This is a genomic window from Blastococcus sp. SYSU DS0828, assembly GCF_054050975.1.
In genome coordinates this window covers 1-14,278 of record NZ_JBJHAK010000025.1, presented here as the reverse complement: position 1 = coordinate 14,278, position 14,278 = coordinate 1, and the positions used below count along the sequence as shown (strand labels likewise).

13 protein-coding genes are annotated in these 14,278 nt (G+C 74.4%); 2 read left to right on the top strand and 11 right to left on the bottom strand.

All coding sequences use genetic code 11. The features are described from left to right. Positions 1 to 7: 7 nt before the first annotated feature. Positions 8 to 1,858 carry an ABC transporter ATP-binding protein gene (locus tag ACI79Q_RS17180; RefSeq protein ID WP_456615077.1) on the bottom strand — a complete coding sequence of 617 codons (1,851 nt, stop codon included), beginning with the start codon at positions 1,856 to 1,858 and terminating at the stop codon, positions 8 to 10. 87 nt (positions 1,859 to 1,945) lie between these two features. Between ACI79Q_RS17180 and ACI79Q_RS17175 the strand changes: the two genes are divergently transcribed. Further along, a complete protein-coding gene (locus ACI79Q_RS17175) occupies positions 1,946 to 2,362 on the top strand; it encodes a MarR family winged helix-turn-helix transcriptional regulator (RefSeq protein ID WP_456589776.1) in 417 nt (138 codons plus the stop codon). A gap of 64 nt (positions 2,363 to 2,426) precedes the next feature. Next, positions 2,427 to 2,978 (top strand): DUF421 domain-containing protein, encoded by a 552-nt coding sequence (locus tag ACI79Q_RS17170; protein WP_456589777.1) that lies wholly within the window; start codon positions 2,427 to 2,429, stop codon positions 2,976 to 2,978. A gap of 350 nt (positions 2,979 to 3,328) precedes the next feature. Here the strand turns inward: ACI79Q_RS17170 and ACI79Q_RS17165 are convergent, their stop codons facing one another. The 10 genes from ACI79Q_RS17165 to ACI79Q_RS17120 all read right to left on the bottom strand — a co-directional run bounded on the left by ACI79Q_RS17165 (position 3,329) and on the right by ACI79Q_RS17120 (position 14,138). After that, on the bottom strand, positions 3,329 to 4,138 hold the full coding sequence (locus ACI79Q_RS17165) for a cupin domain-containing protein (RefSeq protein WP_456615076.1): 810 nt from the start codon (positions 4,136 to 4,138) through the stop codon (positions 3,329 to 3,331). Next, positions 4,135 to 5,076, bottom strand: coding sequence for a DUF6807 domain-containing protein (locus ACI79Q_RS17160; RefSeq protein ID WP_456589779.1), 942 nt, complete (start codon positions 5,074 to 5,076; stop codon positions 4,135 to 4,137). The genes ACI79Q_RS17165 and ACI79Q_RS17160 overlap by 4 nt, the downstream gene beginning before the upstream one ends. Then, positions 5,073 to 6,179, bottom strand: coding sequence for a Gfo/Idh/MocA family protein (locus tag ACI79Q_RS17155; RefSeq protein WP_456589780.1), 1,107 nt, complete (start codon positions 6,177 to 6,179; stop codon positions 5,073 to 5,075). The genes ACI79Q_RS17160 and ACI79Q_RS17155 overlap by 4 nt, the downstream gene beginning before the upstream one ends. A gap of 105 nt (positions 6,180 to 6,284) precedes the next feature. Then, positions 6,285 to 7,397, bottom strand: a complete 1,113-nt coding sequence (locus tag ACI79Q_RS17150; protein ID WP_456589781.1) for an ABC transporter ATP-binding protein — start codon at positions 7,395 to 7,397, stop codon at positions 6,285 to 6,287. A gap of 134 nt (positions 7,398 to 7,531) precedes the next feature. After that, positions 7,532 to 8,623: a mandelate racemase/muconate lactonizing enzyme family protein gene (locus ACI79Q_RS17145; protein WP_456615075.1), complete on the bottom strand. Its 1,092-nt coding sequence runs from the start codon at positions 8,621 to 8,623 to the stop codon at positions 7,532 to 7,534. Beyond that, positions 8,620 to 9,504, bottom strand: coding sequence for an NAD-dependent epimerase/dehydratase family protein (locus ACI79Q_RS17140; RefSeq protein WP_456589783.1), 885 nt, complete (start codon positions 9,502 to 9,504; stop codon positions 8,620 to 8,622). The genes ACI79Q_RS17145 and ACI79Q_RS17140 overlap by 4 nt, the downstream gene beginning before the upstream one ends. After that, on the bottom strand, positions 9,501 to 10,382 hold the full coding sequence (locus ACI79Q_RS17135; protein WP_456589784.1) for a sugar phosphate isomerase/epimerase family protein: 882 nt from the start codon (positions 10,380 to 10,382) through the stop codon (positions 9,501 to 9,503). Before ACI79Q_RS17135 ends, ACI79Q_RS17140 begins: the two co-directional genes overlap by 4 nt. Continuing rightward, positions 10,379 to 11,545: a dihydrodipicolinate synthase family protein gene (locus ACI79Q_RS17130; RefSeq protein WP_456615074.1), complete on the bottom strand. Its 1,167-nt coding sequence runs from the start codon at positions 11,543 to 11,545 to the stop codon at positions 10,379 to 10,381. Before ACI79Q_RS17130 ends, ACI79Q_RS17135 begins: the two co-directional genes overlap by 4 nt. Beyond that, positions 11,542 to 12,690 carry a Gfo/Idh/MocA family protein gene (locus ACI79Q_RS17125; protein WP_456589786.1) on the bottom strand — a complete coding sequence of 383 codons (1,149 nt, stop codon included), beginning with the start codon at positions 12,688 to 12,690 and terminating at the stop codon, positions 11,542 to 11,544. The genes ACI79Q_RS17130 and ACI79Q_RS17125 overlap by 4 nt, the downstream gene beginning before the upstream one ends. A 29-nt stretch (positions 12,691 to 12,719) precedes the next feature. Then, complete coding sequence (locus ACI79Q_RS17120; protein ID WP_456615073.1) at positions 12,720 to 14,138, bottom strand: Gfo/Idh/MocA family protein; 1,419 nt, start codon at positions 14,136 to 14,138, stop codon at positions 12,720 to 12,722. Positions 14,139 to 14,278 lie beyond the last annotated feature (140 nt).

The window sequence follows — 14,278 nt, the reverse complement described above, 5'->3', positions numbered from 1 at the left end:
GCGCCCGTCACCCGGCGAGGACGGCGTCCCGCTGCGCGATCCCGGCCAGCCGGGCGTACCGGCCGCCGAGGGCGAGGAGCTCCTCGTGGGTACCCTGCTCGGCGACCCGGCCGGCGTCCAGGACGACGATCCGGTCGGCGTCGCGCACGGTGGAGAGCCGGTGCGCGATGGTGATCGTCGTCCGCCCGCGGCTGGCCTCGTCGAGCGCCGCCTGCACCGCCCGCTCCGTCTCGTTGTCCAGGGCGCTGGTCGCCTCGTCGAGCACCAGCACCCGCGGGTCGCGCAGCAGCGTGCGGGCGATCGCCAGCCGCTGCTTCTCCCCGCCGGAGAACCGGTGCCCCCGCGCGCCGACCACCGTGTCGTAGCCGTCGGGCAGCGCGGCGATGACCTCGTGCACCTGCGCGCGGCGGGCGGCGTCGACGAGCTCGGCGTCGGTGGCCTCGGGCCGGGCGTGCAGCAGGTTCTCCCGCACGGTGCCGTGCAGCAGGTAGGTCTCCTGGCTGACGACGCCGACGATCCGCGCGAGATCGGCCAGCCGCAGGTCGCGGACGTCGACGCCGTCGATCAGCACCCGCCCGGTCGTGGGGTCGTTCAGCCGGGCCACCAGCGAGGCCAGCGTGCTCTTGCCGGAGCCGGTCTCCCCCACCAGCGCCAGGGTCGAGCCGGCGGGCACGGTCACGTCGACGTCGGCCAGCGCGGGGCGAACGCCGTCCGGGTAGCGGAAGCCGACGTGCTCGAACCGCACCTCGCCGCGGACGGAGGCGGCGTCGACGGCGACCGGGTCGGCGGGGTCGTCGATGTCGACGGGCAGGTCGAGGTACTCGAACACCCGGCTGAAGAGCGCCATGGAGGCGGTCAGCGAGACACCGATGTCCAGCAGCTGCATCAGCGGCCGGAACAGCGCACCCTGCAGCGTGGTGAAGGCGACGAGGGTGCCGATGGTCATCCCGCCCGACGTCGCCGGCAGCCCGGCGGCCAGGTAGATCAGCGCAGGGATGCCGGCGAAGACGATGCTCATGGTGGCCATCCGCCAGCGGCCGGCCAGCTGCGAGCGCACCTCGAGGTCGACCAGGAACTCCGACGTGCCGGCGAACCGCCGCGACTGCGCCGGGCCCGCGCCCAGCGTCTTGCCCAGCAGGACGCCGCTGACGCTCAGCCCCTCCTCGACCTGGGAGTGCAGGTCGGCCAGGTGCCGTTGCCGCTGGGCGGTGATGGTCCGGCGCATGCGGGCGACGCGGCGGGTCAGCCAGACGGCCGGCGGGAGCACGACCAGCGACAGCAGCGACAACCGCCAGCTGAGCACCACCATGGCCGCGACCGTGCCGATGACCGTGGTGGCGTTCGCGGCGAACGAGGTGGCGGTCGAGGTGACCACCGACTGCATGCTGCCGACGTCGTTCATCAGCCGCGACTGGACCTCGCCACCCCTGGTGCGCGTGAAGAAGCCCAGCGACTGGCGCTGCAGGTGGGTGAAGACGGCCGTCCGGAGGCCGTGCATGACCCGCTGGCCGACGGTCGTGGACAGCCAGGTCTGCACCACGCCGAAGATCGCCGTGACCACGGTGACGGCGATCATCCCGGCGACGGCCCACAGCAGCAGGGGGACGTCCTGCCCGGGGATCGCCTCGTCGATGACCAGGCGGATGAGGAACGGGGTGGCCAGCGCGACGGCGGACGACGCCACGATCAGCGCCACCACGACCCCCAGCTGCCAGCGGTAGGGCCGGAACAGCCCGGCGACCCGGCTCCAGCGGACCGGGGACCGCTCGAGCTGGGCGAGGTCGGCCGGATCTGGCTTGCGGCCGACGTTCTCGCCGCCGCCACCACCCCGGCCACCGCCGCGGCCGCCACCCGTCATCGTCTCGCTGATGTCGCCACCCCCGTTCTCGGTTGCTGAGGTTACCTCACTGTCTGGGAACCTCCGGATCATCGCTACCATTCCCCCGTGACGGAGGACGGGACCGGCGAGCTGGGCGACCTGCTGATGCGGGTGGCGCGCACGCAGCGCCGTCGCTGGCGCGAGGCCCTCGCGCCCTGGGACCTCTCCCCGCACCAGGCCCGGGCCCTGCGGGTGGTCTGCGAGCGGGACGGCGTCCGGCTCTCCGACCTGGCCGAGGCGCTGCACATCGCACCCCGATCGGCGACCGAGGTGGCCGACGGCCTGCAGGAACGCGGCCTCGTCGAGCGCAGCCCCGACCCGGGCGACCGGCGGGCGGTGATCGTCCGCCCCACCGACGAGGGCCGGCGGGTCCGGCGGGAGGTGGGGCGCGCTCGGGCCGCCGACTCCGCCGAGCTGTTCGCCCGCCTCGGCCCCGAGGACCGCGCCACCCTCGCCCGGATCCTGCACGACCTCACCGACTGACGCCCCGGGCCGGCAGCCCCCGAGAATGGGCGGCACGACCGTCGCCGTCCGGGGAGGCCCGAAGATGGATCAGCTGGGGATCGACTGGGAGCGGGCGGGGCTCGTCGTGCTCTCCACCGTGGCCATGTACCTGTTGCTGATCCTCTGCGTCCGGCTCGTCGGACAGCGCAGCCTCGCCACCATGTCCAGCTTCGACCTCGGCTGCGCGATCGCACTCGGCGCCGTCATCGGCCGCACGGTGCTGCTGCTCGACCCCACCCTGGCCACAGGTGCCCTCGCCATGGTCACCCTCTTCGGAACCCAGACGGCGCTGGCCCGGCTGCGGCGCAGCCGGTGGGCCGACCGGCTGATGAACCGCCCCCCGGTGCTGCTCATGGCCGGCGCGACTCCGCTGCACGAGAACCTGCGCGCCGCGCACGTCGCCGAGGACGAACTGCGGCAGAAGCTGCGGCTGGCCGGCATCCGGAACCTCGCGGAGGTGCGATGCGTCGTCCTCGAGCGCACCGGGGCGGTGAGCGTCATCCGGCAGTCCGAGCCGCTGGACCCGTGGCTCTTCTCCGACGTGCCGGACGCCGCCCGGCTGGTCCCCGCCGCCGGCCCCGGCCGTCCCGCCTGAGCCACCGGGCGCCCCCATCCGCGGAGGACGCGCCGCCCGGGTCAGCGGGAGCGCCGCTGACCGGTGCTGCTGGAGGTCACGGCCTCCCCGCCGGTGCGGATGGCCGACCGGGCCTCCTCGCCGGCATGAGCGGTGCTGCCACCGGACGCCCACTGCACGCCGAGCGGGTTCCCGACGACGACGTCCGCGCCTGCGCCCCGGAGAGTGCGCCGGCCCCGGTGGCCGGGTGCGACGCCGTCACGGCCGATGGCGACGGATGGCTACGGTCCGTCGTCGGGTTCCTCGACCGGGGACCCGGTCGGCGCGGGCAGCGCCGCGATGCGGGCGGCCGGCGGTGGCGCCCTCCGGCCTCACGCGCCGGGGCGGCGCCGCTCGTCGCCGGGTGCTTCCGGGAACGGGGGGGCCGACGCCTCGCGCTCGGGCAGGTAGGGCGAGAGGAAACCGCACATGCCGAGCACCGGGTCGGACCGCCGGGACAGGTGGTGCACACCAGCGGCGCGCAGGTGGTCGGCCTTGCCCAGCTGGAGGGCGTCCAGCCGGTCGCCGGTGCGCTGCGCCGCCGCCAGTGCACCCGCCCGCCAGCGCTCCCGCCAGTCCGGTACGCGAGACCGGACGAGGGCGGCAGCGGCCGCGTGGAAGGCGGCCAGCGCCCCCCGGTCCCCGGCCTCGGTGCGTCGTCGCAGGTGGAGGAACCCCTCGACGGCCAGATCGCGACGGGCACGGGCCCGCTCGGGGGTGGGGCGCCCGTCAGGACCCGTCAGGGACGTCGCGGCCGCGTACGCGTCCGGGTCGCGCAGGTACTCCCCCGGCACGGTCAGCACGGCGTCGCCGGCCTCCGGCAGGCCGCTGTTCTCCATGACGACGACGACCCGCAGCTCCTCGTCGTTCACGGCCCGATGGATGGTCCCGGGCGTGAACCACACGACGTCGCCGGCGACGAGGGGCACCTCCCCGGCGCCGCCCTCCATCGTGAGCGTCTGCAGCCGCCCCCGGCCGCCGACGACCACGTAGGCCTCCGAGCAGCACAGGTGCAGGTGCGGGGAACCCCCGTGCAGGCCGTCGTGGGTACCCCACGGGTAGACGTCCAGGCCGCTGAGGCCGACCGCCCCCGGCAACGGCGCCGGCGGGGCGCCCGCCGCGGGGTGCCGGGCGCCCGTCACAGCGGGTGCTCGGCCACGTGGGCCGCCACGTCGCTGCGGGTCCAGGGCCGGTCGACGACCACCACCCGGTGCCGCAGGGTGAGGGCGTCCCCCGGCGCGAGCGTCACCTCCTCGGAGAAAGCCGGTGAGGGGTTCACCGCGGGGAACGGCTCACGGCGGACGAACCAGCGCAACGGCACCGCCGCGGAACTGGTCCCGGCCATGAAGAGGAGGGTCGCGCCGCCGTCGACCTCGTCGTGCAGACCCGTGTAGGCCAGCCACGGCGAGGTGGCGCCCATCGGCTCCGGTGCGGCGTCCTCGTCGGCGACGAGCACCTCTCCCCCGGTGAAGCCGCGCGGTCCCCGCCAGAAGAACCCGGTGTAGCCGGCGTCGGGGCGTCCGTGCGTGGTCGGGCTGCCGACGTGCAGGTCCCGGCCGCGGACGTTGCAGAGCTCGGTGCCGAAGTCCAGCGCCCAGGTGCCCCGCTCGACGTCGACCCCGTGCCAGCGCAACTCGCGCCGCTCGGTGACCCAGTCCTCACCGGCGGCGGTCACCCAGGTGAGCTCCTCGACCAGGCGGACCTCGTGGTCGGCCACGACGAACTCGGCGAAGCGGTCGTGCCGCATGCGGCCGATGTTGTCGACGGGGACGTAGCCCTGCCCGTGGCGGTAGCTGTAGCCGCCCCAGAAGTTCTGGTCCGACAGGTGGGACACGGTCATCTGCAGGCCCTTGTGCCAGCGGTGGTCGTGCGGTCGATAGGCCGACACCAGCCCGCCGGAGAGAGTCCGCAGGGGGTGCAGGTAGGGCTTCCGGGACTCGAAGTCCGGCACCTGGGGGTCGTAGTCGTACGACGCGATCTCGACCCGCCCGGCACCCTCGCCGACGCCGACGCCGTCGCCCTCGACGGCGACGACCACGCGGCGGCCGTGCTCGTGGACGACCCGGAGCGCGGCGCTCACCGCTGACCCCCGGTGGTCGCCAGGTCGCCACCGAGCCGGTCGTAGTGCGGGCTGCCGGGTACGAGATCGGCCCGGGCGACGCTGCCCCCGGACGCCGAGGAGCGGTAGAGACCGGTGACCAGTTCCATCGTCTCGCGGCCCTGCCGGCCGCTGACCAGCGGGCGCTCCCGCCGGTCGAAGGAGTCGAGCAGGCTCCGCAGCTGCGCCACGTGCCCGCTCGCCACCCCGCCCGTGGGGGCCCAGCCGGCGATCCGCTCCCGGTCGGTGACGTGCGGAGCCGGCGTCCACGTCCAGTCGTCGTCCCCGTAGCCGTACAGGTGCTCCAGCTCGACGGTCGCGTCGGTGAAGTCGAACCGCAGGTAGCTGGTCTCCCGCGGGGAGAGCACGCTGTTGACGATCGAGGCCATGGCGCCGGACTCGAAGGTCACCACCGCCATCGCGACGTCCTCGGTCTCGACCCGCCGGTCGAGCGTTCCGGTGACCGCGCTGACCTCGCGCCAGTTCCCGAGCACGGACAGCAGCAGGTCCATCTGATGGATGCCGTGGCTCATCGTCGGTCCGCCGCCCTCGGTCTCCCAGCGGCCCCGCCACGGCACCTCGTAGTAGTCGTGGCCGCGATACCAGAGGGTGTGGCAGACGGCGACGAGCGGGCGCCCGAGCGCACCGGTGCGCACCTGCTCGCGCAGCCGCTGGGCGCCCGAACCGAAGCGGTGCTGGAAGACGTAGGCGACGTACGGCCCACCCTCCTGCTCGCGCTCGGCGACGGCGTCCAGGTCGAGGAGGGAGAGCATCGGCGGCTTCTCGCACCACACCCAGGCCCCGGCGTCGAGGCACGCCGTGACGCCCTCGAGGTGGGCCGACGGCGGGGTGCACAGCGTGACCAGGTCCGGTGACTCGGCGGCGAGCATCGCCCGGATGTCGCCGTAGACGCCGGGCACGCCCCAGCGCCCGGCGAGCTCGCGGGCACGGGTGAGGTCGACGTCGGCGATCGCGACGACCTGGACCCGCTCCCCCACGTCTGCCAGCGCGGGAAGATGGCGGTCATCGGCGATCGCGCCGGCTCCGACGACGGCGACCCGGACCGGCGTGGTTGCGTGGTCCACAGGACTCCTCACTGCGCGGTCGGCCGCCGGGGGCAGCCGCGGACGACGGTCTGGTCGCACCGTCCGGCGAGGCGTCCGCCCGACGGTGGGACCGGGGGATGCCGATCAGCGGGACAGCCGCGCCCCGGTGCTGGTGGAGAACACGTGCTCCTCACCACCGCGGATGACGAACCGGACCTCGTCACCGGCCCGCGGCGGCCGCCGGGCGTCGACCCGCGCGACGATCTGCGCGGTGTCCCCGCCGTGCAGGTGCTCGGCGAGTTCCTGATCCAGCAGCGAGGCGTAGACGTAGGCGTCCGAGCCGAGTTCCTCGACCAGGTCGACGCAGGCCCGGAACCCCGCCTCGCCGGGCGGGGCCACCTCGATCGCCTCGGGACGGAAGCCCAGGGTGACCGACCGGTCGGAGCCGGCCGCCGCGACGGTCTCGCGGGACAGCGGAACGATCAGCTCGCCGAGCCGGGCACCGCCCTCGACCAGCGGCACCTCCGCGAGGTTCATCGCCGGGGAGCCGATGAAGCCGGCCACGAAGACGTTGGCCGGCCGGTCGTACATCTCCCGCGGGCTGTCGACCTGCTGGAGGATCCCGTCCTTGAGCACCGCCACCCGGTCGCCCATCGTCATGGCCTCGACCTGGTCGTGGGTGACGTAGACGGTGGTGATGCCCAGGCGGCGCTGCAGCGAGGCGATCTGGGTGCGGGTCTGCACCCGCAGCTTGGCGTCCAGGTTGCTCAGCGGCTCGTCCATCAGGAACACCTGGGGCTGGCGCACGATCGCCCGCCCCATCGCCACCCGCTGCCGCTGCCCGCCCGACAGCGCCTTGGGCTTGCGGTCCAGGTAGTCCTCGAGGTCCAGCAGCTTGGCCGCCTCCCGCACCCGGGTGGCCCGCTCGTCCTTGCCCATCCCGGCGATCTTCAGGGCGAAGCCCATGTTGTCGGCCACGCTCATGTGCGGGTACAGCGCGTAGTTCTGGAACACCATCGCGATGTCACGGTCCTTGGGCGGCACGTCGGTGACGTCGCGGTCGCCGATCCGGATCGCGCCGCCGTCGACCTCCTCCAGCCCGGCCAGCATCCGCAGCGACGTCGACTTCCCGCAGCCCGACGGGCCGACCAGCACGAGGAACTCGCCGTCCTCGACCGCCAGGTCCAGCTGGTCGACCGCCGGCGTCGAACCGCCGGGGTAGAGCCGGGTCGCCTTGTCGTAGGTGACCGATGCCATCGGGGAGCTCCCTCGCTCTGACGGGGTGGGACGGGCGGCGCGGAACGGTCCCGACGCGAACGCGTGGGGCCGCGCTCCCGCACGGTGTGACTCCGCTCACCCTATGGGCAAGCGCTTTCCGGCGTCAAGGATCCTCATCCGGTCAGCTCCGCCATCCGGTCGGTGGCGAAGACCAGGCCGTGCCCGGGGGCGGTGTCGGCACGCAGGACGCCGTCGGCGATGGCCACCCCGCTGGGCCGGGCGAGCGCCCCCAGCGCCGCGAACGAGGCGTCCTCGACGTCCTCGACCATGGTGGTCAGCGGCAGGCACATCGCCAACTGGCCGGAGAGGTCCGGCAGCAGATGGGGCGCCACCGGCACGCTCGCCGCAGCCGCCAGCTGGGCGATCCGCAGGAACGGCGTGATGCCCCCCACCCGCACGACGTTGGGCTGGACGACGTCGGCCGCCCCGGACGCCAGCAGCGCGCGGTACTGGAACGCGGTGTAGACGTTCTCCCCCACCGCGATCGGCACGCCCAGCCCGGCGTCGTGCAACCGGCCCAGCGCGGGCAGGTCGTCGGCGACCAGCGGCTCCTCGACCCAGTACAGGTCGAAGGCCGACATGGCCCGGACCGCACGCATCGCCGTCGGCAGGTCCCAGCGCTGGTTGGCGTCGACCATCAGCCGGCGGTGCGGTCCGAGCACCGCGCGGACGGCGGCCACCCGCTCGACGTCCTCGGCCAGGTCCCGCCGGCCCACCTTGATCTTCACCGCGGTGCACCCGTCGGCGACCCAGCGCTCGGTCTGCGCCACCAGCTCCTCGAGGGAGTAGTGGAAGTTGACCCCGCTGCCGTAGACGGCGACCGAGTCCCGTCGGCGGCCCAGGTGGTCGACCAGGCTCCGCCCGGCCGCCTTCGCCGCGAGGTCCCACAGCGCGGTGTCGACGGCGGCGATCGCCATCGTGGTCAGCCCGCCACCGCCGGCCTCGTGCAGGTGCCACCAGAGCCGGTCCCAGACCACGCCGGGCTCCACCGGCCCGCCGATGACCACCGGGGCGACGTCGGAGTCGACGAGCGCCTGCAGCGCGCGGGCCCCGATCGACGGCGTCCAGCTGAACCCGGTGCCGGTGCGCCCGTCGCTGGTCTCCAGCTCGGTGACCAGCAGGTGCAGCGCGGGCACGTCGGCGCCCCACGGCCGGGACAGCGGCAGCCGGAACAGCCGGCTGGACAGCCGGGTGACCGTGCTCATCGCAGCTCCGTGCGCCAGCTGCGCGACGCCGTCCAGCCCAGCAGCCGCTCGGCCTTCGCGGTGCTGAACGCCGGGCTGGTGCCGGTCAGCCCGGCCGCCAGCTCGGGCGCGACCCCGGAGTGCTCGGGCAGCAGCTCGGCCAGCGGCGCCTCGGCCAGCGCGTCCCGCGCGCCGACGAAGTACACCTCGCCGTTGGGCACCTCACCGGCCTTGCCCAGCAACGTGTCCAGGAAGTCCGCGCAGTCCCGGGCGTCGACGTAGTTGAACAGCGAGACCGCGCCGTGCCGCGGGTCGGCGATCCGCTCGCGCACCGTGTGCCCCTGCTGGGTCGGCGCGCCCGCCCACTCCTCCGGGGCGATCACGAAGCACGGCCGGAACGCCGCCAGCCGCACCCGGTCGCCGTACTGGGCGGCGAACATCCGCATGGTCTGCTCGGCGGCCAGCTTGGACAGCCCGTAGGCGTTCCACGGCCGCGCCGGGTGGTCCTCGTCCAGCGGCAGGTACCGCGGCGCCCAGCCGGCCGGGCTGCCGTACCCCATGACCGTGGGGCTGCTGGCGGTCACCACGGTGCCGACGCCGGAGTCGACCGCGGCCTGCAGCACGTTGTAGGCCAGCGCGGTGTTGGTCGCGTGGATGACCGACTCGGGACGGCTGAACGGGACGGCGATGGCCGCCAGGTGCACCACGGCGTCGGGCCGGTAGCGGGCCATGACGCCGTAGGCCTGGCCGAGGTCGGCCAGGTCGGCGGGGAACGTCGCGGCGGCCTTCTCCGACGGCGCCGCGGTGACGTCGACCGAGACGACCTCGTGGCCGGCGTCGGCCAGCCCGTCGACGACGCTGCGGCCCAGCCGGCCGGCACCCCCGGTGACCAGCACCCTCACGCCGACTCCACCCTGCCCGCGCCCACGCCACCCGCCCCGACGCCGGGCACCACGACGTCCAGGTAGCGCTGCTTCACCGTCTCCACGACCTCGGCCTTGGGCTGGGCCCAGACGTCGGCGTTGAAGATCTCCACCTCGACGTCCCCGGTCCAGCCCGCGGCCTCGACCGCTGCCACGAACGGCGGGAAGTCGATCACCCCGTCGCCCATGTAGCCGCGGGCCATCAACGCGTCGGCCGGGATGGGCATGAGGAAGTCGCAGACCTGGAAGGAGGCGATCCGGTCGCCGGCCCGCTCGATCGACCGCCAGACCTCCGGGTCCCACCACAGGTGGAAGGTGTCGACCACGACGCCCACCTGCGCCGACGGGAAGGGCGCCGCCAGGTCGAGGGCCTGGCCGAGGGTGGAGAGCACGGCCCGGTCGGCGCAGTACATCGGGTGCAGCGCCTCCAGCGAGAGCCGGACCCCACGCTCCCCCGCGTACGGCGCGAGCTCGGCCAGCGCATCGGCCACCCGCTCCCGGGCTCCCACCAGGTCCCGCGATCCGGCCGGCAGCCCGCCGACCACCATGACCAGCGACCCCGCGTCCAGGGCGGCGGCCTCGTCGATCGCCTGCCGGTTGTCCTCGAGGGCCGCGGCCCGGGCGGCCGGGTCGGTCGCGGTCAGGAAACCGCCGCGGCAGTGCGAGGACACCCGCAGCCCGGCGTCGCGGATCAGCTTCGCCGTCCGCTCCAGCCCGAACTCGGCGACCGGCTCGCGCCAGGTGCCGAGCGCGGACAGCCCCGCCGCGGCCACGCCGTCGACGAAGTCGGGCATCGGCCAGCCCTCGACCGTCTTGTGGTTGATCGACAGCTTCGCCAACCGCGGGTCGGCGCTCACTGGCCCACCCCCACGGTCTGCAGGTAGGTGCGCATCCGGGCAGCGGCGAGCTCCGGGTCGGGCAGCAGTCCGGCGGCGTCGGCCAGCCGGAACACCTCGGCCAGGTGCTGCGGGCTGCGGGCGCTCTCCAGCCCGCCGACCATCCGGAAGCCCGGCTGGTGACCGGCCAGCCAGGCGAGGAAGACGATCCCGGTCTTGTAGTAGTAGGTGGGCGCGCCGAACAGGTGCCGGGACAGCGCCACGGTCGGCTCCAGCAGCCGGTCGTAGGTGGCCAGGTCGCCGCGGTCCAGCGCCTGCAGCGCGGTGGAGGCGGCCGGGGCGATCGCGTCGAAGATGCCCAGCAGGGCGTGCGAGTACGACTCGCCGTCCCCGCGCACCAGCGTCGGGTAGTTGAAGTCGTCGCCGGTGTAGAGCCGGACGCCGTCGGGCAGCCGGCGGCGCATGTCCACCTCGTGCGCCTCGTCGAGCATCGAGACCTTGATGCCGTCGACCTTGGCGCTGTGGTCGGCGATCACCTGCAGCACGGTGTCGGTGGCCTCGGCCAGCTGCGCCGAGCCCCAGTAGCCGGCCAGCGCCGGGTCGAACATGGGGCCGAGCCAGTGCAGGATCACCGGCCGGGACACCTGCTCGAGCAGCCGGCCGTAGACCTTGGCGTAGTCCTCGGCGCTGCCGGCCACCCGGGCCAGCTGCCGGCTGGCCATGATGATCACGTTGGCCCCGGCGCCCTCGATCACCTCGATCTGCTCGAGGTAGGCGGCCAGCACCTCGTCGGTGCCGGCCAGCTCGGCCGGCGCCTGGTCGGTGCCCGCCCCGCAGGCCAGGAGCCCGCCGCAGGCCCGCGCCTCGGCGGCCGAGCGGCGGATCAGCTCGGCGGTGGTGCTCCAGGGCATGCCCATGCCGCGCTGGGCGGTGTCCATCGCGTCGGCGACGCCCAGGCCGTAGGACCACAGGTGCCGGCGGAAGGCCAGGGTCGCGTCCCAGTCGACGTCCACCGGCGCACCCGGGGTGTTGTCGCCGAGCGGGTCGGCGACGACGTGCGCGGCGGCGTAGGCGGTGCGGCTGGTCAGCGGGCCGTCGGGGCGGGTGAAGGCGCCGGGCTCGCCGAGCCGGTGCTCGCCGACGGTGCCGTCGGCGCGGGGCAGGAGGACGGCCGGGCCGCTCACACCGTCACCTCGGGGATCTCGATCCGGCGGCCCTCGGCGGAGGACTGCAGGCCCAGCTCGGCGACCTGGACGCCGCGCGCACCGGCGAGGAAGTCGTACGGGTGCGGGGCGTCCTCCAGCACGTGGCGGAGGAACTGCTCCCACTGCGCCCGGAAGCCGTTGTCCAGGTCGGCGTTGTCCGGCACGACCTGCCACTGGTCGCGGAACCGCTCGGTGACCGGCAGGTCGGGGTTCCACACCGGCTTGGGCGTGGTGGCGCGGTGCTGGATCTTGCACTCGCGCAGCCCGGCGACGGCGCTGCCCTCGGTGCCGTCGACCTGGAACTCGACCAGCTCGTCCCGGTAGACCCGCACCGCCCACGAGGAGTTGATCTGCGCGATCACGCCGCCGGGCAGCTCGAAGATCCCGTACGCGGCGTCGTCGGCGGTGGCCGGGTAGGCCTGCCCGTGCTCGTCGATGCGGGTCGGGATGTGCGTGACCGCCTTGGCGGTGACCGCCTCCGGCCGGCCGAAGAGGTTCTCCAGCACGTAGGACCAGTGGCAGAACATGTCGACGACGATCCCGCCGCCGTCCTCCTTGCGGTAGTTCCAGCTGGGCCGCTGGGCCTCCTGCCAGTCACCCTCGAAGACCCAGTAGCCGAACTCGCCGCGCACCGACAGGATGCGGCCGAAGAAGCCGCCGTCGATCAGCCGCTTCAGCTTCACCAGGCCCGGCAGGTAGAGCTTGTCGTGGACCACCCCGTTCTTCACCCCGGCCTCGGCGGCCAGCCGGGCCAGCTCCAGAGCGCCGTCGAGGGACTCCGCGGTCGGCTTCTCGGTGTAGACGTGCTTGCCGGCGGCGATCGCGGCCTTGATCGACTTCTCCCGCGCCTGCGTGACCTGCGCGTCGAAGTAGATCGGCGCGGAGTCGTCGCGCAGCGCCTCGTCCAGGTCCGTCGTCCACCGCTCGATGCCGTGCTGGGCGGCCAGGTCGGCCAGCTTGCGCTCGTTGCGCCCGACCAGGATCGGCTCGGGCACGACCCTGCGGCCGTCGGCGAGCTCCAGGCCGCCGGCGTCCCGGATCGCGAGGATGGACCGGACCAGGTGCTGGCGGTAGCCCATCCGGCCGGTGACGCCGTTCATGATGATGCCGATCGAGCTGGACACGGTGCTTGCCTCCGGGGCGGGTGAAGGGGTCATCGGGTGCTCCCGGCGGGAGCGGCTGCGACCTCGGGCCGCAGCGGGATGCCGAAGTCGGCCAGGTGCACGACCTGGCCGGTGGTCAGGGACCGGTTGGCGGCCGCGCCGACGAGGACGCTGCGGACGCCGTCGAGCCAGCCGGCCGCCTGGCCGAGCGGGTCGGGTCGGGTGCCGGGGCGGAACAGGTCGTCGAGGAGGAGGGCGTCGCCGCCACCGTGCGCGCCGGGCCCCTCCGGCACCTGGATCCGCTGGGCGGTCTCCCAGCGGCGCTGCAGCAGCAGCTCGGTGCCCTCGGTGCGGGCACCGGAGGACGCCGGGGCCGCCTCGGGGGTGGCGCTGGGGTCGACGGCCACGCCGAACCCGCCGATGACGTCGTCGGCGGCGATCACCGCCGCCCGCTCGACCACCGACAGCTCGATCCGGCCCTCGGTGCCGTTGATGCTCACCCGGTAGCCCTCCCACGGGCCGTGGGCGTTGAGCGAGTAGCTGAGCATCGGGCCGCCGCCGTAGCCGAGCAGCAGCGCCATGTTGTCCTCGATGGTGATGCCCGGGGAGAACACGTCCTGGTCGCGGACGTAACCGTCCTCGGCCTCGGCGTCGAGGTAGAGCGCGCGCAGCCGGTCGTTCCCGGCCAGGTCGAGGGCGAACGGGTCGCGGCCGGCGTCCGGGGCGCCGTGGCTGCGCGCCGGACGTTCGCCCAGGCCCCGCTCCTTCGCGTTGGCGTCGCCGTAGAAGCGCAGGTCGCCGAGGGCGAAGACGGTCTCGGGAACCGCGTCGACCCACCAGTTGACCAGGTCGAAGTGGTGCGTGGCCTTGTGCACGAACAGGCCGCCGGACAGCGACTTGTCCCGGTGCCAGCGGCGGAAGTAGTCGGCGCCGTGGACGGAGTCCAGCACCCACTCGAAGTGCACCGAGGTGACCGCGCCGATCGCGCCCTCGGCGACGAGCCGGCGGACGGCGGCGTTCCGCGGCGAGTAGCGGTAGTTGAAGGTGACGACCAGGTCGCGCCCGCTGTCGGCGACCGCGTCCACGATCGTGGCGCAGCCCGCGGCGTCGGTGGTGAGCGGCTTCTCGCAGATGACGTCGTGCCCGGCGCGCAGCGCGCGGGAGACGTACTCCGCGTGCGTGTGGTCGACGCTGGCGACGATGACGGTGTCCGGGCGCTCGGCCTCGAGCATCGAGTCGAAGTCCTGCGGCACGTACGCCGGCAGGGGCGCCGCGCCGGGGTGGGCCGCGGCGTACTGGCGCTGGTAGTAGGCCATGCGGACGCGGTTGGGGTCGCAGAGGGCGACCAGCCGGCCCACGTCGGCGTGGCTGCCCAGCAGCGCCGCGACGTACATCTCCGCGCGGTGGCCGGTGCCGACGATCGCGTACCTGCGCGGCGCCGGGGGCGCGGACGAGTCGGTGGAGGTCACGTCTCCCTCTCGGTGGTCGGACGGGTGGCGCGGGGGGCGGTGGGGGGGGGGGGGGGGGGGGGGGGGGGGGGGGGGGGGGGGGGGGGGGGGGGGGGGGGGGGGGGGGGGGGGGGGGGGGGGGGGGGGGGGGGGGGGGGGGG

Bases quoted from the DNA above. Each gene is read 5' to 3' on its own strand.
- ACI79Q_RS17180 (WP_456615077.1), bottom strand. From the start codon at position 1,858: ATGACGGGTGGCGGCCGCGGCGGTGGCCGGGGTGGTGGCGGCGGCGAG.
- ACI79Q_RS17170 (WP_456589777.1), top strand. From the start codon at position 2,427: ATGGATCAGCTGGGGATCGACTGGGAGCGGGCGGGGCTCGTCGTGCTC.
- ACI79Q_RS17150 (WP_456589781.1), bottom strand. From the start codon at position 7,397: ATGGCATCGGTCACCTACGACAAGGCGACCCGGCTCTACCCCGGCGGT.
- ACI79Q_RS17145 (WP_456615075.1), bottom strand. From the start codon at position 8,623: ATGAGCACGGTCACCCGGCTGTCCAGCCGGCTGTTCCGGCTGCCGCTG.